The 19,328-nt window shown below is 77.2% G+C and carries 11 protein-coding genes; 8 read left to right on the top strand and 3 right to left on the bottom strand.

The window, feature by feature from the left end; genetic code table 11:
- Nucleotides 1-597 precede the first annotated feature (597 nt).
- The 5 genes from ACIGZJ_RS15130 to ACIGZJ_RS15110 all read left to right on the top strand — a co-directional run bounded on the left by ACIGZJ_RS15130 (nt 598) and on the right by ACIGZJ_RS15110 (nt 9,900).
- Nucleotides 598-3,657 carry a type 2 lanthipeptide synthetase LanM family protein gene (locus tag ACIGZJ_RS15130; RefSeq protein WP_396457610.1) on the top strand — a complete coding sequence of 1,020 codons (3,060 nt, stop codon included), beginning with the start codon at nt 598-600 and terminating at the stop codon, nt 3,655-3,657.
- Nucleotides 3,658-3,803: 146 nt separating this feature from the next.
- Entirely contained in the window at nt 3,804-3,995 is a 192-nt protein-coding gene (locus ACIGZJ_RS15125; protein ID WP_387949753.1) for a hypothetical protein, read from the top strand.
- A gap of 239 nt (nt 3,996-4,234) precedes the next feature.
- Nucleotides 4,235-7,270 (top strand): AAA family ATPase, encoded by a 3,036-nt coding sequence (locus tag ACIGZJ_RS15120; protein WP_396457609.1) that lies wholly within the window; start codon nt 4,235-4,237, stop codon nt 7,268-7,270.
- A gap of 296 nt (nt 7,271-7,566) precedes the next feature.
- The gene (locus tag ACIGZJ_RS15115; RefSeq protein WP_396457608.1) at nt 7,567-9,405 is read left to right on the top strand and encodes a BTAD domain-containing putative transcriptional regulator; all 1,839 of its coding nucleotides are present in this window, start codon (nt 7,567-7,569) and stop codon (nt 9,403-9,405) included.
- Between the two features lie 201 nt (nt 9,406-9,606).
- Nucleotides 9,607-9,900 (top strand): SH3 domain-containing protein, encoded by a 294-nt coding sequence (locus tag ACIGZJ_RS15110; RefSeq protein ID WP_396457607.1) that lies wholly within the window; start codon nt 9,607-9,609, stop codon nt 9,898-9,900.
- A gap of 23 nt (nt 9,901-9,923) precedes the next feature.
- Here the strand turns inward: ACIGZJ_RS15110 and lanKC are convergent, their stop codons facing one another.
- The 3 genes from lanKC to ACIGZJ_RS15095 all read right to left on the bottom strand — a co-directional run bounded on the left by lanKC (nt 9,924) and on the right by ACIGZJ_RS15095 (nt 14,315).
- Nucleotides 9,924-12,524: a class III lanthionine synthetase LanKC gene (lanKC, locus tag ACIGZJ_RS15105; RefSeq protein WP_396457606.1), complete on the bottom strand. Its 2,601-nt coding sequence runs from the start codon at nt 12,522-12,524 to the stop codon at nt 9,924-9,926.
- Nucleotides 12,525-12,601: 77 nt separating this feature from the next.
- A complete protein-coding gene (locus tag ACIGZJ_RS15100) occupies nt 12,602-13,927 on the bottom strand; it encodes an MFS transporter (RefSeq protein WP_396457605.1) in 1,326 nt (441 codons plus the stop codon).
- Between the two features lie 214 nt (nt 13,928-14,141).
- Nucleotides 14,142-14,315 carry a hypothetical protein gene (locus tag ACIGZJ_RS15095; RefSeq protein ID WP_396457604.1) on the bottom strand — a complete coding sequence of 58 codons (174 nt, stop codon included), beginning with the start codon at nt 14,313-14,315 and terminating at the stop codon, nt 14,142-14,144.
- Between the two features lie 396 nt (nt 14,316-14,711).
- Here ACIGZJ_RS15095 and ACIGZJ_RS15090 point away from each other — a divergent pair, with 396 nt between their 5' ends.
- The 3 genes from ACIGZJ_RS15090 to ACIGZJ_RS15080 are packed head-to-tail and all read left to right on the top strand — an operon-like array spanning nt 14,712 to nt 19,271.
- Nucleotides 14,712-17,852, top strand: coding sequence for an adenylate/guanylate cyclase domain-containing protein (locus tag ACIGZJ_RS15090; RefSeq protein ID WP_396457603.1), 3,141 nt, complete (start codon nt 14,712-14,714; stop codon nt 17,850-17,852).
- Entirely contained in the window at nt 17,849-18,706 is an 858-nt protein-coding gene (locus ACIGZJ_RS15085) for a S8 family peptidase (protein WP_396457602.1), read from the top strand. The genes ACIGZJ_RS15090 and ACIGZJ_RS15085 overlap by 4 nt, the downstream gene beginning before the upstream one ends.
- Nucleotides 18,690-19,271, top strand: a complete 582-nt coding sequence (locus ACIGZJ_RS15080; RefSeq protein ID WP_396457601.1) for a GAF domain-containing protein — start codon at nt 18,690-18,692, stop codon at nt 19,269-19,271. The genes ACIGZJ_RS15085 and ACIGZJ_RS15080 overlap by 17 nt, the downstream gene beginning before the upstream one ends.
- The last annotated feature ends 57 nt before the right edge of the window (nt 19,272-19,328 follow it).

Genomic DNA, 19,328 nt, shown 5'->3' with positions numbered 1-19,328 from the left:
GGTACTCGGACCTGCGGCAGAAGGCAGTCTGCGGCCCGTCCGGGCCCGGGAGTTCGGAGCACCGGCGGCGCCCGCGCAGGCCGTGGGATGATCCGGCCATGGCTGATCTCGACCGCCGGACGGACCACTGGAACTCCACCGGGTCGGCGAAGACCTTCGGGCACCCGCTGCACCCCGGCCACCGCTGCGGCCACGGCCGCCCCGCGGTGGCCGCCCGACCGCCGTTCACCAAGCCCTGACCCGCGGGAGCCGGAGGCCGTGCGGTACCGGGCCCAGGCCGCGCGCGGACCGGAGGCCACCGGACGGTACCGGGGCCCCGAGCGCGCGGAGGACCGGATCAGCGGAGGACCGGATCATGCGGGAACGGCGACACAAAGATGGGGGCCGGTCCCCCATGCCCCGGTGGCCGCGGCAGGACAAGGATCAGCACCGAGGGCGGCGACTTCGACGGCAGCGCCGCCCTCTCCCGGCATCGGAGGTGCGGTGGTGGCAGAGGTGAACGCCGTGCGCAGAGCGCGCCCCGACGGGGGCGGCGTACCGGATCAGGGCCCGGTCGCACCGGTGGCCACCGCCGCCGTATCAACCCCGCACACTCCGATGCCCGGTGACGCCCCCTCGCGTGAGGCGGCGCACCGGCGCGGCCCGCACCCCGCATGGTGGGAGGCCGGCCTGACACCGGGTCGGCCCGCCCCCTCGGGCCGGCCGGACTGGGCCGCCTTCACCGAGGCCGCCGTGGCCGCCGCGCCGCTGCGGGCGGTCGTGCCGAGGGCCGCCTATCCCGGGCTGACCGGGTTCGCCCTCGTCCTGGCGCCGTTCGCCGAACGGGCCGCGGTACGGATGTACGCCGCGCTGCCCGCCGCCGTCCGGGCCTGCGACCGGATCGACCTGCCCGCGGTACGGGCCGGCTTCACCGCCCGGCTCACCGAGCGGCTGGCCCGGCTCGCCGCCCGCACGCTCGTCCTGGAGCTGAACGTGGCCCGGGTGAACGGACGGCTCTCCGGCGCCACCCCGCAGGAGCGGTTCCGCGCCTTCCTGGCGCACACCGCGCGGCGCGACGGCCTCGCCGCCCTGCTGCGCGAGTACCCCGTGCTGGCCCGGCTGCTCGGCCGGACCTGCCTGGACGCCGCCGACGCGTACGCCGAGCTGCTCATCCGCCTCGCCGCCGACCGGCCGCTGCTGGTCACCGCCCTGCTGCGCGGCGCCGACCCCGGGCGGCTGGTGGCCGTCGAGTCCGAGGCGGGCGACCGCCACCGGCGCGGCCGGGCCGTCGCGGTGCTGCACTTCGCGGGCGGCGCCGCCGTCGTCCACCGCCCGCGGCCCCCGGCCGCGCACCGGCACTTCAACGGCGTGCTCGGCTGGTACAACGACCAGCCGGGAGTCCCCCGGCTGCGCGCCCTCGCCCTGCTGGACCGGGGCGACTACGGCTGGGCGGAGTTCGTCGACGCGCGGCCCTGCCACACCGGGTACGAGGTCGAGCGGTTCTACCGGCGGCAGGGGGCGCTGCTGGCGCTGCTGCACGTCCTGGACGGCACCGACCTGCACTTCGAGAACCTCGTCGCCTGCGGGGACCAGCCCGTCCTGGTGGACGTCGAGACGCTGTTCCACCCGCCCGCGCAGCCCTCCCCGGCGGAGGACCCGGCGGCCCGCGCCCTGCACGAGTCCGTCCACCGGGTCGGCCTGCTGCCGCAGTTGCTGCTGGGCGACGACGGCGCGCTGGACGTCTCCGGCATCGGCGGCGGCGGCCGGACCGGCACCTCCCCGGTGGAGGGCGTGGACTGGGCGGGGGCCGGAACCGACGAGATGCGGCTGATCCGCCGCGCCCGCCCGTTCGGCGAGGCCCGCAACCGGCCCCGGCTGAACGGCGCCCCGGTCGACCCGGCGGGGTACACCGAGGCGCTGGTCGCCGGGTTCCGCGCCGGCTACGCCGCGCTCGCCGCAGGGCGCTCCCAACTCCTGGGCCCGACCGGCCTGTTGCGCGGCTTCGCCGAGGACGAGGTGCGGGTGGTGCCCCGCGCCACCCGGGTGTACGCGCGGCTGCTGGACGAGTCGACCCACCCGGACGTGCTGCGCGACGCCGCCGCCCGGGGCTCGGTGCTGGACCTGCTGCGGACCGACGCGGTCGGCGACCCGGGCCGGGCCGAACTCGCCGACCACGAGCTCGCGGACCTCTGGGCGGGCGACATCCCGCTGTTCACCGCCCGCCCCGGCGAGCGCGACCTGTGGACCGCGGCCGGCGACCGGCTGCCCGGCGCCCTGGCGGAGCCCGGGCTGGCCCGGGCCGAGGCCAAGCTCGCCGCACTGAACGGGGTGGACCGCAAGGACCAGGAGTGGATCGTCCGCGCCGCGATGGCGGGCGCGGCCGCCACGCCCCCGCACCGGCCCGGGCGGCCCGCCCCGGAGAACATCTGGGCGACCGCGCCGGAGCCCGAGCAGCTGCTGGCCGCCGCGCGCGGCATCGGCGACCAGCTCGTGGCGCTCGCCTACCAGGCCCCGACCGGCCCGGGCCGCTCCCCGCAGCGCGCGCACCGGCCCGGCGGGCCGCAGCCCCACGACCGCGATCACGCCCGCTCCCACCCGGGCCCGGCCCGCGCCAACTGGCTCGGTCTGGAGCTGCTCGGCGAGCGGTACTGGCGGGTCCGCCCGCTGGGCGCCGACCTGGCCGGCGGCTACACCGGGGCGGCACTGTTCCTGGCCCAACTGGCCGGCCTCACCGGCTCCGACCGGTACGCCGAGGTGGCCCGCCGCGCCCTCGCACCCGTCCCCGGCCTGCTGGAGGCCCTCGGCGGGCACCCCGACCGGCCCGCCGCTGTCGGCTCGGGCGCCTTCGCCGGGCTGGGCGGCATCGCCTACGCGCTCACCGAGCTCGCCCGGATCCTCGACGACCCGCTGATCCGGCAGTGCATCGACCCGGCGGTGGCGCTCACCGCGGCCGCCGCCGAGCGGGAGGCCGACACCGGCGTGCACAGCGGTACGGCCGGCGGTCTGGCGGCGCTGCTCGCCGTGCACGCCGCCACCGGCCGGCCCGCCGCGCTGCGCGCCGCCCGGCTCTGCGCGGACCGGCTGGCCGCGATCCCGCCGCCGCCCACCACCGGCTTCGCCCACGGCTCGGCCGGCACCGGCTGGGCGCTGCTGCGGTTCGCCGAGGCCGTCGGCGAACCGGCCGACGGCCCGCACCACCGGGCGGGTCTGGCAGCCCTGCACACGGCCACCGCCGTCCGCTCGCGCGAGTCCTCCTGGTGCCGCGGCCGGCCCGGCATCGCCCTCGCCGTCACCGACAACCCCGGCGCCCTCGCCGACCAGCGGCTCGCCGACTGGGCGCAGCGCGCCGTGCGGAACACCGCGCGCGCCGCCCCGCTCGCGGACCACAGCCTCTGCCACGGCGAACTGGGCGTGCTCGAACTGCTCGGCCGCACCCGGACACCGTACGGGCGCACGCCGTGGGTGCGGCGCGCGGGCGGACTGCTGGCCACCGTCGACCACGACGGTCCGCGCTGCGGCACCCCGGAGCACGTGGCGCACCCCGGCCTGCTGACCGGCCTCGCCGGCATCGGGCACGGGCTGCTGCGCCTCGGCTTCCCCGAACGCGTGCCCTCCGCGCTGCTGCTCCACCCCCTGTCGCTCCCCCCGTCCGCACCGTCCGCCCCCTTGACCGCCTGACCGCTCACCGGAAGCATCCACCACGGGCGGACCGGCGCCCCGGGGTGACGCACCATCCGCCCCGGTACCACCGGTGCCCGTTGATCCGGGGGGCACCGTTTCTCGTGAACCGCTCACTTCAATGACGAATGGGAGTAGAGAAACACATGAACGACAGCGACCTGGTGCTGAGCTGGAAGCAGCCCGACGCCCGCCCGGACGAGGCGGTCGACCACCCGGCGGGTGACATCCGCCTGCGGGCCGGCGGCGGGCTCGGACTGCGGTCCCAGCTGCTGGCCGGAGGCGGCGGCGCGGTGCCGCCGATCTTCGAGTTCCCCACCATGACGGTACCGATCTGACCTGAGGGAACACCCCCGCGAGGGGGATCGCACGATCCGTCCGGACGACCCGTCGAATAGGACGCGGCCGGCCGGGACCACCGCCACCGGGGACCGGGCAGCGCCCCGGTGGCGGCCGGGACCGGCGCCCGGCGTCCGCCATGTGGGACCGCTGCGGACTCCCCGTGATGACAGGGCGACTGCGCAGTGGCCGGTTCGCTACTCTACAGATCAGATGAGCCGTCAAGTAGCCTGCGGCCATGCGGACCACTTCGTCGATCACCGTCGGCCGGGCAGCCGAGCTCGGCCTGCTCGGCAGCGCGCTGACCGCCGCCCGCCAGCGGTCCGGCCGGGCGGTCTTCCTGCTCGGCGAGGCCGGCATCGGCAAGTCCCGGCTGGCCGGCGAGTGCGCGTTCCAGGCGTACGGGTTCGGTCTGCCCGTCCTGCGCGGCCGGGGCAGCTCCACCGGCACGGTGACGCCGTTCCGTCCGCTGATCGAGGCGCTCTCCTCCCGCTTCCGGGCCGCCGGACCGCCCACCGACCCGGAGCTCGACCCGTACCGCCCCGCGCTCGCCCGGCTGGTGCCCGAGTGGCGCACCGCCTCCGCGGCCGCCGCCCGCGCCTACCCGGAGACGGTGGTCGAGCTCGCCGAGGCGCTGCTGCGGCTGCTGGCCGTCCTCGGCCGGGAGCACGGCTGCGTCCTCCTGCTGGAGGACCTGCACGACACCGACGCCGAGACGGTGGCGGTCCTGGAGTACCTGGTCGACAACCTGGACGGCCTGCCGGTCCTGCTGGTCGCCACCCTGCGGGCCGAACCGGGCCCGGCCCTGGACCTGGTGCGCGCGGCCGAGCGCCGGCGCGCCGCCGCGGTGGCGGAGCTGCGGCCGCTGCCGCCCGAGCACGTCCGGGCGATGGCCGCCGCCTGCCTGGAGAGCGACGTCGCCGAGGTGCCGGCCGCGGTGCTGGCGCAGTTGGCCGAACGCGGCGACGGCTGCCCGTACCTGATCGAGGAGCTGCTCGCCGACATGCTCGCCTCGGGGGCGCTGCGCCGCGACGGCGGGCGGTGGGAGGTCACCGAGGGCCTGTGCGCCGGGGTGCCCAGCACGATCGTCCGCAGCTGGGGCCGGCGGATCGACCGGCTCGACCCGCAGGTGCGCGAACTGCTGCTGATCGCGGCCACCCTGGGCAGCCGCTTCTCGGTGGCGACCGTCCAGCTGATCACCGGGTACGAGGACCGGGTGCTGTTCAGTCACCTGCGCTCGGCCTCCGAGGCCAACGTGATCGTCCCGGACGGCGCCGCCCCGGACCGCTACGCCTTCCGGCACACGCTCACCGCGGACGCCGTCACCGCCGCGCTGGCCCCCGCCGAACGGGCCGCCGTGGCGCGCCGGGCCGCCCAGGCGATCATCCGCGCCGACCCGGACCTCCTGGACGAGCGGCGGCAGTTGGTCGGCTCGCTGCTGCTGGCCGGCGGGGACCGGGCGGGGGCCGCGGTGCACTTCGCCGAGGCCGGCCGGCGGATGCTGGAGGCGGGCGCCTCGGGATCGGCCGTGGTGCTGCTGGAGCGCGGCCACGAACTCGCCGGGGAGGCCGAGCGGGCCGCCGTCACCGAACAGCTGCTGTCGGCACTGGCCGAGTCGGGGCAACTGGACCGGGCCTTCGAGCTGGTCCGCACGCTGCCGCCGCTCCACCCGGACCGCGCGGACCGCGCGGCCGGCCGCTCCGCGCCCGTCGACCTCCGGGTCCAACTGCACACCAGGCTCGCCTGGGTGGCGGTGATGGCCGAGCGGGTCACCGAGGCGGTGGGGCAGATCGCCGCCGCCCGAGCCCTGTTGGGCGAGGATCCGCGCCCCGAGCAGGGCGCCGCGCTCGCCGTGGTGGAGGGACACCTGGCCCTTCTGCCCGACCGGGGCCGCGGCGGGGCCGGCGCGCCCGGCGACTCTGGCGGCCCCGGCAGGTCCGACAGCCCCGGTGGCCCTGGTGGCTCCGGGGGCTCCGGTGGCCCTGGCCGCCTCGCCGAGACCGAGCGGCTCGCCCGCCGGGCCGCCGAGGTCGCCGAGCGGGCCGGGCTGCCGGTGGTCGCCTGCCAGGCCTGGCAGCTGCTCGCCCTGCTGGCCCGCGAGCGCGGCTTCGACGCCGCCGACGCCTGCCTGGAACGGATGCTCGCGGTCGCCGAGGCCCATGCGCTGCCGGTCTGGCGGGTGGAGGCACTGCTGCGGCTCGGCGCCAACGCCTTCATGCGGACCGGCGACGGCAGCCGGCTGGAGCAGGCCCGGGAGGCCGCCGCCGGACTCGGCGCGATCGTGCTGACCCAGACCCTGGACGGGCTGCTCGCCATGAACGCCGTGCTGCGCGGCGACTTCCCCACCGCCCGGGAGATCGTCGACCGCTGCCTGGACGCCACCGCCCGGCTGCGCAACCTCGCCGCCCACCGCTATCTGCTGCTCACGGCCGCCACCCTCGCCGCCCACCAGGGCCGCAGCCGTGCGATGGAGAGCGAGCTGGCCCGGTTCCGGCAGGCCGGCGGCGAGGAGTCGTTCCTGATGCCGCTGCGGTTCGGCCTCTGCCGGGCGGTGGGCGCCCTGCTGGCGGAGGACCGCGACCGGGCCCGCGCCGAACTGGCCGCCGGGATCGCCTGGGAGCAGGAGCACCCCAGCGTCTTCTACCTGGCCGGCCGGCACGGCCTGCACCCGCTGCTGGAGGTGGCGGGCGGCGCCTGGCAGCGGGCCGAGTTCGAGCAGGCCTGCGCCTCGCCCGCCGCCGAACTCGCCTGGAACCGGCAGTTCCTGTGCTTCGCCCGGGCCGTCCTGCTCGGCCGCGAGGGCCTCCCCGAGGAGGCCGCCCGGGCCGTCGCCGAGGCCCGCGCGACCGCCGCGCCGTTCCCGCTGGCCCACCAACTGGCCCTGCGCATCACCGCCGAGGCCGCCCTCGCCGACGGCTGGGGCGACCCGGTCGGCTGGCTGCGCACCACGGAGGAGTACTTCCACGCCGCCGGGATCCCCCCGGTCGCCGGGGCCTGCCGGGCGCTGCTGCGCCGGGCCGGGGCGAGCGTGGCCCAGCACCGGGGCGGCCGCGACCAGATCCCGGCGCCGCTGCGGGCCGGCGGGGTGACGCTGCGCGAGTACGAGGTCTTCGTCCTGCTCGCCGAACGCCCCGGCAACCAGCAGATCGCGCGCAAACTGTCCATCTCGCCCCGCACGGTGGAGAAGCACATGGCGAACCTGCTCAGCAAGACCGGCCGCCCGGACCGCGCCGCGCTCTGCGACCTCGCGGCCGAACTCGACACCGGCGGGTAGCCGCGCCCCGGCCCGACCGGGCCGTGAGGTGGGCGGTCAGGCGAACCGTCGGGCGGCCGTCGGGAAAAGCCGCCGGGGACCGACCGGCCGACCGGCATTATGGGGGTGCACCGACGGGTTCGGCCGGGCCCCCGTCCGGAACATGCGGGCGCCCCACCGATGACCGGGCGCCTGCCGACCGAGATCATCAGCGGGCAGGCGCAGGTGTCCGCCCGGCCCGACAGCACCACCCGGCACCTGGAACCACCCCGCACGCCCCGACCCCCCGTCCGCCCCACGGCCCCCGGAGACAGCCGATGCCCCTGGCACCGCCCGCCGACGCAGCGCAGCCCACCCGGCTGCGGTTCTCCGTCCTCGGCCCGCTCGCCGGCGAGGCCGCCGGACGGCCGCTGGCCCTCGGGCCGCTCAAGCAACGACTGGTGCTGGCCGTTCTGTTGAGCCGGGCCAACACCGTCGTCCCGGTCGAGCTGCTCACCGACGCCGTCTGGCCGGAGGAGCCGCCGCGCACCGCCCGGAAGAACCTCCAGGTGTACGTCAGCACCCTGCGCGCCCTGCTCGGCCGGGAGGACGAACCCGGCCGGCTGCTGCACTCGGGCGGCGGGTACCTGCTGAAGGTCGGCGAACCGGAGCTGGACGTCCTGCACTTCCGCGCGCTGGCCCGGGCCGGGAGGGCCGCGGCCGACGGCGGCGCCCTCGCCCCGGCCGCCCGGCTGCTGCGACAGGCCCTCGACCTGTGGCAGGGCCCGCCGCTGGCCGACCTGCGCTGCTCCCCCGCCGTGGGGGCCGAGGCCGACCGCCTGGAGGCCCGCTGCCTGGGCGTCCACGAGGACTGGGCGGAGACCGAGTTGGAGCTCGGCAACGCGGCGGCGGTGGCCGAGGAGCTCGCCGAGCTCGCCGAGCGCCACCCGCTGCGCGAACGCCTCCAGGCGGCCCGGATGAACGCCCTGCACCTGTCCGGCCGACAGGCCGAGGCACTCGCCGTCTACGACACCCACCGCCAGCTGCTGGCACGGGAGTTGGGCCTGGAGCCGAGCCCGGCCCTGACCGCCCTGTACCGCTCCCTGCTGGCCCGCGGCCGGGCCCGCCCGGCCGGCGCCGCGAGACCGGCCCAGGGCGCCGGCCAGGGCGGATCACTACTGCCCGCCGACACCGTCGACTTCGCCGGCCGCTCCGACGAACTGCGGGACCTGCTCGACGCCTTGGGCAACGGCGGCGGCCGGGTCGCGGTACTCTCCGGCCCGGCCGGGATCGGCAAGACGGCACTCGCCGTACGGGCCGGCCACCTGCTGGCCGACCGCTTCCCCGACGGCCGGTTGCTGGTCCGGCTGCGCACCGAGGACGGCACGCCCCGGCCGGTCACCGAAGTCCTGGCCGAACTCGCCGCGCTCACCGGCCAGTCCGAGCACGGACCGGCCGACCCGGCGCAGGCCGCCGCACTCTGGCGGGCCTCGCTGGCCGGGCGGCGGATGCTGCTGATCCTCGACGACGCGCCGGGCGAGGCGGTGGTCCGCGAGCTGCTGCCCGGCTTCGGACCGAGCGCCGCCGTGGTGACCTCGCGCAGCCAGCTCGCCGGACTCGCCTCCGTCCACCGGGTCAGCGTCCCGTTCTTCGACCGGACCGAGGCCCTGGAGCTGCTCGGCCGGATCATCGGACCGGGCCGGATCGGCACCGACCGGTCCGCCGCCGGGCGGATCGTCGAGGCCTGCGGACTGCTGCCGCTGGCCGTCCGGGTCAGCGGGACCAGACTGGCCGTGCTGCGCCACCTGCCGCTCGGCGAGTACGCGGCCCGGCTGGCCGATCCGGCCGCCGCGCTGGACGAACTCGTCGCCGGGGACGTCGCGGTGCGCTCCCGGCTGGACTCCGGCTGGCGGGACCTCACCGACCAGGGCCGGCTCGCGCTCGGACGGCTGGCCGCGCTGCCGCTGTCCCTGCTGTTCACCCTGCCGGAGGCCGCCACGGCGCTCGGTCGGCCCGAACGGGTCGCGCTGCGGACTCTCGAGGCCCTGGCCGACACCGGAGCGGTCACCTCCCCGGTCGGCGAGGTCACCGCGCACGCCGCGCTGTACGCGCTGCCCCGGCTCACCCAGCTGCACGCCCGGGAGCAGGCCGGGATCACCGAGGGCGACCTGGCGTAGGGGCCCGCCTCTTTGATCTGTCGATAGGGCTTTCCGACCGGTCGCGGCCGTCTTCATCCTTTCGGGGCAGGGTCCGCTTGGTCATGCCCTGCGCGGATGCCGGGCCCGGCATCATGTTCCACGCGGCGGGCCTGTCCGCCGCCGACCGGGGAGGATGCCCTTCCCCGGGCGCAGCCGTTTTCCGCATGCACGGAGGAACAGATGGCTTCCACGCCCAGCGAACCGTACGGCACCGTGGTCAGCAATGACGGGTCCAACGTACGCCAGTTCCCCAGTACCGACTCCTCCGTCATCGGCACCCTGCCTTCCGGGGCCCAGGTCGGCCTGCGCTGCAAGGTCCGCGCCCAGGACGTCCTCGGCAATGACATCTGGTACCTGCTGCGCGACCGGGAGGGCTGGGTGGCAGCCCGCTATGTCGACAACACCGGCACCGTCAGGTTCTGCAAGGACACCGGCACCCCGAACGGGTCCGCCGAAGGGGGCAATGTCGGGTAGCCGGGGTGGAGTCCCCAGGCCGCTCAGCCCAGGGTGAGGACGTCCAGCAGGCTGTCGGCCGACGGCGCGGACAGCGTGTGCAGGGCGAGCAGCACCCCGGCGGCGCCGGTGTGCAGGTCGGCGGAGAAGCGGCGCAGCCTGGTGCCGGGCACCAGCAGGCCCTCCGGACGGGACACCAGGTGCCAGCCGAGGTTGCTGACCTGCTCGCGGACGTCGGCCTGCCGTCCGTCGGGCAGGTCGGGTCCGTCGAGCCGGTCGAGCCGGTCGAGCCGGTCGAGTGCGAGGGTCAGCCCGCAGCGCCCGCGGAAGAGGCCGGGCTCGCGCAGGAACCCGGGGGCGCAGGCCCTCCGGACATCCGCGGCGAAGCCCCGCCAGGCCGGGTCGTCGGCGGCCTCGGGCCGGGCGGCCAGGTACTCCTGGGCGACCAGGGCGATGCCGCTGCTCCCCCGGTCCAGGTAGACCAGGTGCCGCTTGCCGTCCTTGACCTGCACCGAGCCGTCCCGCACCCGGACGCACTGCGCCCTCGCCCGCTCCAGCGCCACCCGGGCGGCGTCCAGCAGCCAGGGCTCGCCGGTCTGCCGGTGCAGCCGCAGGTGCAGCAGGGCGAGGCCGGCCACCCCGTAGAGCAGGCCGGCCGCCTCCGGTGCGGCCGGGCCCTCGACCGACTCGCCGCGGACCGCGGCGTCCAGCGCCCGGGCGTCGGCGAGCGCCTCGGCGAGCAGCGCCTCGTCCGGCCCGGCGGCGCCGCCGAGCGCGGTGGCCAGGCGCAGCCGGGCGAGGGCCGCCCCGGCGCGGCCGCCGAACAGGGCGGCGCTCGGCCCGGGGGCCGTGCGCCGGCCGCGCTCGGCGAGTTCGGCGGCGTCCTCGCGGCGGCCGAGCGCGGCCAGCACCACGGCGGTGCCGAGCGGTCCGTCGAACAGCCCTCCGGTGCCGGGCCGGCCGGTGCGGCGGGCGGCGGCCACCAGCCAGTCGGTGTACTCGGCGGGGTGGCGGGACCCGGTCCGGTGCAGGGCGTAGAGCACCCCGGCGGCGCCGTGGGCGACGCCCGTGCCGCCGCCGGTGAAGCCGGCCGGGTCGCCGGGGAAGAGCCGGTCGGCGCGTTCGGGGGTGGCCCCGGCGTGGATGCCGGCGACCAGGTCGGCCAGGACGGCGGGAAGGTCGGGGCGGTCGGCGTCCAGCAACAGCCGGATCCGGTCCTCGCCGTGGGCGGCCGGCGCCGGTACGGCCGGGCGGGGCGGTCCGGCGTCCGGTCCGAGCCCGAACCACGCGCGGGCCCGCCGTTCGAGGCCGGCCAGTTTGGCCGGCTCGCGGTCGGCCATCTCCATGATCGGCATCAGCATCATCAGCCAGGTGGCCCAGAGCATGTACCGGTCGGCCTCGGCGCCGTCCAGCCCGGGCGGCGGCTGGAGGCCGGGCGCACCGGCCTGCGGGACCAGACGGGAGGTCAGCTCGTCGGCGTACTCGAAGTCGACCAGAGCGACCGAGCCGTCCGGCCGGAGCAGGACGTTCGCGGGGTGCAGGTCCCCGAAGCGCACGCCCCGCTCGTGCAGCGCGCCGAGCGCCTTCTCCAGCCCGGCGACGACGCCGTCCACCCAGGCGACGTACTCGGCGCGCTGCCCGGGGGTGCAGTCCTGGTGCACCAGCGGGTAGCGGCGGATCACCTCGCGGAACAGCTGGACGCCCCCGATGTACTCCGTGGCGAGGAAGGTGTGCTCCCAGACCGTGTGGACGCCGTACGGCTTCGGGACGCAGTCCAGACCCGCCAGCCGCCGCAGGGCGCGGTCCTCGCGGTGCAGCCGGGTGAGGGCGTCGTCGCCGGCCGCGTCGAGCCCGGCGTGCGGGCGGGCCTCGCGCAGCACCACGCGTTCGCCGGTCTCCCGGTGCTCGGCGAGGTAGATGCCGCCCGCGTTGGAGAACTGCAGGGCCTCGCGGATCAGGTACGGGAGGTCGTCGCCGGCCCCGGCCGTCTGGCGGGCCGCCAGGTGCGGGCGCAGCTCCTCGGGGAGGGTGACCCAGGCGGGCAGCCGGAACACCGGGTCCCGCCGGTCCGGCACCAGCTCCCCGGTGGGCGCGCGCAGTGCGGGCACGGGCCGGCCCTGCTCGTCCTGGCACCAGAGTTCGACGAACGCGCCGTAGCGCGCGTACACCGGGGCGCGGCCGATCCGCAGGTCGGTGAGCACGTAGGGGCCCGGGCGGCCGTCGAGCGCCTCGGCGAGCTCCCGGGCGAGGGCGAGGAAGGACCGCTCGTCGGCCGGGTAGACGGCGGCGAACTTCCCGCTGCCGCCGCGCGGCATGTGCTTGCCGTTGGCCAGCCTCAGGGCCTGGGCGCTGCGCAGGAACTTGAACGGCACCCGGGCCGCGACGCAGATCCGGTACAGCTCGGCGAGGGTGCCTTCGGCCTCGGCGGGGACGGTGGAGACGTGGATCTTCCAGCCCTGCTCGGGGAGTTCGACGCCGTCCGGGCGCAGCACGGTCCACAGGCCGCGGCCGGTGCGCCGCCAGCCGGCGGGCGGCTCGGCCTGGGCGAGCGGGTAGCGGGTGGCGCGGTCGCGGAGCCGGCCGGGGGTGTCGTAGTACGTGCGGTCGGCGAGGCAGTACAGCTGGGTCTCCTGGGCGCCGGCCATGGCGCGCCTCCTTCGCACGGGTGGACGTTCCGGTCGGGGTGGGTGCCCGGGGCCTGCACGTAGGCTCCCGAGCGGGCTCAGGCCCCGGCGGGCTGCGGTGCCGGGCCGCGCCGCACCGGGGGCGCCCAGGTCACCACGGCGGCGCAGAGCGCGATGACGAGGGCCAGCAGGGCGAAGGTCGCGCCGCCGCCGAGCGCGCCGAGCAGCAGGCCGCCCACGAGCGGGCCGAACGGCTGGACGAGGGTGGACAGGAAGCCCGCCGCGCTCTGCACCCGGCCGATCCGGTCCGGGGGCGCGGCGAGCAGCATGCCGGAGACGAAGCCGATGCTGGCCACCGTGGAGAGGCAGATGCAGACCGCGCACAGCAGCCCGATCAGCAGCGGCAGCCGGATCACCACCAGGACGCCGGCGGTCAGCGCCGCGGCCCAGCAACTCACCGCGACCAGGCTGCCGTTGCGGGCCCGGGCGTCCAGCCGGGGTGCCAGCAGGGCGCCGGCCAGCGCCCCGGCGGCGGTGCAGGAGACGACGGTGCCGCCGCCGACGCCGGACCGGCCGCCGTCGGAGGCCACGGCCAGGGTCGCGAACATCAGGGCGCTGAAGGCGAAGTTCATCCCCAGCCCGAAGATCAGCAGCAGGGTGCGCAGATAGGGCCGGTGCCAGATGAAGGCGAGTCCGGCGGTCAACTCGGCCTTGCTGAAGGCCGATCCGGCCCGTTTGGCGGGGTGGGAGCGGGTCCGCATCAGGGCCACGCAGACGGTCGAGAGCAGCAGTCCGACGCCCTCGGCCAGGAAGGGCAGCACGGGGTGCCAGGCGAACAGGGCGCCGCCGCCGAGCGGCCCGGCCAGCCGGGCGGCCGCGCCGCGGGCCTGCATCCGGGAGGCGGCGGCCCGGACCTGCTCGGGCGGCACCACGGCGCGCAGCAGTCCGGACGCGGCCGGGCCGTAGGCGCTGGAGATCAGCGCCCCGGCGGCGGCGACCAGCAGGACGAGCGGCAGCGGGGCGTGGCCGTGCAGGACGGCCAGGACCAGCGCCGCGACGGCCAGCAGGCTGCCGACGTCGCACAGCCGCATCAGTCGGCGGCGTTCGATCCGGTCGGCGAGCACGCCGCCGGGCAGCATGGTGAGCAGCAGTGCGCCGACCGAGACGGTGCCGATGGCGCCCGCCCGGGCGGCCGAGCCGGTCTCCCGCAGGACCAGCAGCGGCAGGGCGATCGAGGAGAGTTGGGCGCCGAGCGAGGCCAGCAGGCCGCCGGCCCAGAGCAGGCGGAAGTCCCGGTTGGCGCCGAGCGGGGAGGCCGGCGGAGCGGGCGGTGCACTCGGCGGTCGGGCGCTCTGCGGTTCGGCGGTGAGCGGCGGTGCGATGTCCGGTTGGGCGGTGTGCGGCGGTGCGGTCTGCGTTTGCACGGTCTGCGGTTGGACGGTCTGCGGCGGTGTCCTCGGCAGGCTCTTCAACGGGTCCTCCGGTGGCGGGAGAGGGAGCGGGGCGGGGCGGCCCCGCCCCGACGAGGCCGCCCCGGTGCCGGCCGGTGCCGACCGATGCCGCGGTGCCGTCCGACGGCCCGCCGGACGGGGGTGGCGGTACCGCCCCCGTACCGGGGAACCGTGCGCGAGGTACCCCTCAGGCGGTGGTGTCGCCGGAGTTCACGTAGCTGATGAGGCTGAAGCAGCCGTCGTCCGAGGCGTCCTTGAAGGCCTTCAGGCTCTGCAGGTCGAGGACGCCGGCGGCGTGCGCCACGACCTCGGGGGTCCCCTCGTTGTCCTCGCCGACGACGGGCTCGATGTTCTCGTTCATGGCGTTCCCCTTCGCTGGACGACCCGACCGGGACCGGTCGGCTCGATCTGACCCGACTCCCGCCGACGGCACGCCGGTTGCCCGTACCCGCAGCGGAGCGGCCGACGGGTGCCCGCCGCTGCACCGACGGTAGGAAGACCGGCCTGGCCAGGGCTTCGAAAGCGGTTGGCAAGCGGTATGGCCGCAGGTCAGCGGGCCGGGAGCGGTACGGCTGGGGCCGGTGGGACGGCCCCGGCCCGGCCCGCACCCCCTCCCAGCTGCGGACATACCGCCGGCTAGGCGGTTTCGAACCGGGCCCGAAGCCCCCGGCGGCAGGCTGACCCGGCGCCCGCGCCCGGCCAGCGCACCCCGCCCTCCCCGCGCCACGCCGACTCCGCACAGCGAAGGACTGCCACCATGCCCTGCCCACTCTGCGCCCATCTTCCCAACCCGACCGACCAGTTCTGCCCCTCCTGCGGCTCGCCCCGCGGCGCGGCGCCCGAGGTGGCCGCCGAGGAGCGCAAGCTGGTCACGGTGGTCTTCTGCGACCTGGTCGACTTCACCCCGCTCTCCGGCACCCTCGACCCGGAGACCCTGCGGGCCGTCACCCTTCGCTACTTCGAGCAGATGCACCGCCAGATCGAGGCCCACGGCGGCACGCTGGAGAAGTTCATCGGCGACGCGGTGATGGCGGTGTTCGGGGTCCCGGTGATCCGCGAGGACGACGCCCGCCGGGCGCTGGCCGCCGCGCTCGCCATGCTGGACGACCTGGAGGACCTCAACACCGAGCTGGACGCCACCCTCGGGGTCCGCCTGGACGTCCGGATCGGCGTCAACACCGGTCAGGTGGTGGCCGGTTCGGACGCCTCGGCGCGGCAGGCGCTGATCTCCGGGGAGACCGTCAACATCGCCGCCCGGCTGCAGCAGCTCGCAGCCCCGGGCCAAGTGCTGATCGGCCCGCAGACCCTGCGCGCGGCCGGGCCGGCCGCCCAGGTCCACGAGGTCGGCCCGCTGCAGCTCAAGGGCAAGACCGACCCGGTCACCGGCTACCGGCTGCTCGGGCTCGACGAGGACGACCCGGAGCTGCTGCGCCGCTTCGACGTTCCGCTGGTCGGCCGCACCCGGGAACTCGCCCTGCTCGACGCCGCGCTGGAGCGGGTCTCGCGCAGCGAGGGCGCCGAGCTGCTGGTCGTCAGCGGCGAGGCCGGGATCGGCAAGACCCGGCTGGTGCGCGACTGGCTGGACCGCTCCGGCCGGCGCGGCGCCGCGGTCGGCACCGGCCGCTGCCGCAGCTACGGCGGACACGGCGCCGCCGGAGCGCTCACCCCGCTGGTCGAGGCGGTGGACGCGCTGCTCGCCGACGCCGACGTCGCCCCGGCCGACCGGGCCGCCGCCGACCAGGCCCTCGCCGCCGCGGCCTCCCCCGACGGGATCCGGGCCGCCCTGGCCGCACTGCTGCGCACCCACGCCCGCACCCGCCCGGCCGTCCTGGTCCTGGACGACTGCCAGTGGGCCGGCCCCGTGCTGCTCGACGCGGTCGAGCAGTTGGTCGCCGAGCTCGGCCCGGCCCCCGTGCTGCTGCTCTGCGCGGCCCGCCCGGAGCTGGCCTCCTCCCGCCCCGACCTGCCGACGCTCCCGCTCGGTGGCCTCTCCTGGGACGAATCCGCCCTGCTGGCCGCCGAGTTGACCGAGCTCAGCGCCCACCAGGACGCCGTCCCGGTCCGCCTGCTGGAACGCGCCGAGGGCAACCCGCTGCACCTGGAGGAGCTGCTGGCCGCCCTCGCGGAGGCCGACGAGCCCACCCTCGACGACGAACTCCCGCCCACCGGCCGGGCGTTGCTGAGCGCCCGAATCGACGAGCTGGAGCGCGACGAGCGCGCCACCCTCGACCTGGCCGCCATCCTCGGCCGCGCCTTCAGCACCGCCGAGATCGCCGAACTGGCGCGCACCGGAGCCGAGAACGACGCCTTCGCCGACCCCGAGGACGATGTCTTCACCGGCCCGCTGGACGGCCTGCCGGCCGACGGCGAGGCGCCCGACGGCCCCGCCACCCCGCCGCGGCTGCACGCCGCCCTCGCCCAGCTCGCCCGCCGCTCCCTGGTCGAGGCGGCCGGCCCCGGCACCTACCGGTTCAGCAGCGCCCTCGTCCAGGAGAGCGCCTACCAGTCGATGTCCAAGCGGGCCCGCGCCGAGCGGCACGAGCGCGCCGCCGGCCTGCCCAGCGTGCGCGAGGGGGGTGACGCGGCCGTCGGCGGGCACCTGGAGCGCGCCCACCGCTACCGCCTCGAACTCGGCCTGCTCGACGGCCGGACGGAGGCGCTGCGCACCCGGGCCGCCACCGCCCTCGGCCTGGCCGGCGAACGCGCCCTGGCCCACACCGACCTGCCCGCGGCCGCCGAGCTGCTGGAGCGCGCCGCCGGGCTGCACTACCCGGGCGAACCGGGTGCCGGCCCCGCCCTGCGCCGGCTCGGCGAGGCCCGGATCGCGCTCGGCCGCACCGACGAGGGCCGCGCGGTGCTGATCCAGGTCCGCGACACGGCCGGCAGCCGGCTGGACGCCGCCCACGCCCGACTCGCCCTCGCCGCGCTGGGCCTGCCGCCCGGCCCCGACCAGCCCGCCGCCACCGCCGAGGCCGTCCTTCCCTTCTTCGAGACCGCCGGGGACGACACCGGCCAGGCCCGCGCCCGGCTCCACCTCGCCGAGCGGCACCGCCTGGCCGGCCGGCACGGCGAGGCCGACCGCCTGCTCGACCACGCCCTCGCCCACGCGGTACGCGCCGACGGCGAGCCCGAACGCGCCGCCGTCCTCGGCGTACTGGGCGCCTCGCTGCTGCGCGGCCCCGAGCCGGTGGCGGCCGCCACCGCCCAGTGCCGCACGCTGCTGGCCCGGCACGGCGGCGGCCGACGCGCCGTCCGGATCGCCCTCAACGGCCCGCTCGCCGTGCTGCTCGCCCTCCAGGACCGGTCCGCCGAGGCCGAGATCCTGCTCGCCGAGGCGGGCGACCTCGCGGGCGAGCTCTCGCTCGCCGAGGCGCTGGTCTTCCTGCCGGCCTACGCCGCCCAGGTCGCCGCCCTCACCGACCGCACCGCGCAGGCCCTGGACCTGCTCGGCGAGGCCGCCGAGAACGGCCGCCGGCTCGGCGCGGGCACCCTGCTCACCGGCATCGGCCTGGACACCGCCCGGCTGCTGCTGGACACCGACAGCCCGGCGCTCGCCGCCCGCCGGCTGGACGGCCTCGGCGCCCCCGAGGACCTCCCGCCGATCGCGGCGATCGAACTGGACGGGCTGCGGGCCCGGCTGGCCGCCGCCCGCGGCGAGGCCGACCCGGCGCTCGTCCTGGCCGACGCCGCCGTGCACGCCGCGGCCGACACCGACTCCCCGCTGCTGCAGGCCCTCACCGCGCTCGACCGGGCGCACACCCTGCTGCTGCTCGGCCGGACGGCCGAGGCGGCCGCCTCGGCGGACACCGCCCGGGCCCGGTACGCCGCCAAGGGGCACCTGCCCGGCGTCCGCCGGGCCGAGCGGCTGGCCGCCGCCACCGGGGAGCCGCCGCGATGACCGCCCCGGCCGGCCTCACCTGGAGCCTGCGCGGCCGCGGCGCCGACGACGTCCCGGTGCTCGCCGACACCGGCACCCCCACCGGCGCCGACGAGGGCACCGGCCGCGGGGTGCGGGTCTGCGTGGTCGACTCCGGCATCGAGCGCGACCACCCGCTGGTCGGTCCGCTGCAGGGCTCCTGGGTGGTGGGCAAGGACCCGCACACCAAGGAGACCGTCGTCCGCCCCACCACCACCGGCGACACCTGCGGCCACGGCACCGCCTGCGCGGGCATCATCCGCCGCACCGCGCCGGACTGCGAGCTGTACAGCGTCCGGGTGCTCGGCGAGCGCTTCTCCGGCACCGGCGAGATGCTGCTCGCCGGGCTGCGCTGGGCGGTGGAGCAGCGCTTCGACGTGGTGAACCTCAGCCTCTCCACCACCCGGACCCGCTTCCTGGAGGAGCTGCACGCGCTCGCCGACGACGCGTACTTCGCCCGCACCGCGATCGTCGCCTCCGCCCACAACACGCCGGTGGAGAGCTTCCCCTGGCGGTTCTCCTCGGTGATCTCGGTCGGCAGCCACCAGGAGGACGACCCGGACCTGCACCTCTACAACCCCGAGCCGCCGGTGGAGTTCTTCGCGCCCGGCCAGAACGTCCGGGTGCCCTGGCTCGGCGGCTCCACGATCCGCACCACCGGCAACAGCTTCGCCACCCCGTACGTCGCCGGGCTCTGCGCCCGGATCCTGTCCCGGCACCCGAGGCTGACCACGTTCCAGCTGAAGGACGCGCTCTACCTCACCGCGGCCAACGTCCGGCTCGGCCCGCGCCCGTCCGCCCCCACCACGGAGTCGCCCGATGACCAGCAGTACTGAACCCGTGACCGCCACCGGCACCCCCGAGCCCCCCGACCCGCTCGCCCGTGAGCTGCTGCAGTCCGTGGTGGACGTCGCACGGGCCATCTTCGACGCCGAGGCGGGCTCGGTCTGCCTGCTCGACGAGGCGGCCGGCGAGCTGGTCTTCCAGGCGGTGTCCGGCCGGGGCGAGGAGTCCCTGGTCGGCCGGCGCTTCGCGGCCGGGAGCGGGATCGCCGGCTGGGTCGCGGCCTCCGGCGAGCCGATGGTGGTCGACGACCTCGCCGCCAACGCCACCTTCGACCGGGACTTCGCCGAGTCCACCGCCTACGTCCCGAACTCCCTGATGGCGGCGCCGCTGGTGCACGGCACCCGGGTCCTCGGCGTGCTGGAGGTCCTCGACCCGGCCCCGCAGGCCCGCTCCAGCCTTCCGGAGCTGGACCTGCTGGCGCTCTTCGCCCGGCAGGCCGCCGCCGCCCTGCGGGTGATCGCCGAGCGCACCCCCGCGCCCGTCGCCCCCGCCGACCGCAGCGCCGCGCTCAGCCTCCTCGCCGACCTGGAGGACCTGCTGCGCAGCCGGCCGTGACCGCCCGTCACGGCTCCACCGTCCGGGCCCGCGGCGATGCCGTGCGGCCCGGACGCC

This window comes from Kitasatospora sp. NPDC052868 (genome assembly GCF_044547105.1).
Taxonomy (GTDB): Bacteria; Actinomycetota; Actinomycetes; order Streptomycetales; family Streptomycetaceae; genus Kitasatospora.
This window is presented reverse-complemented; position numbering and strand designations above follow the sequence as displayed.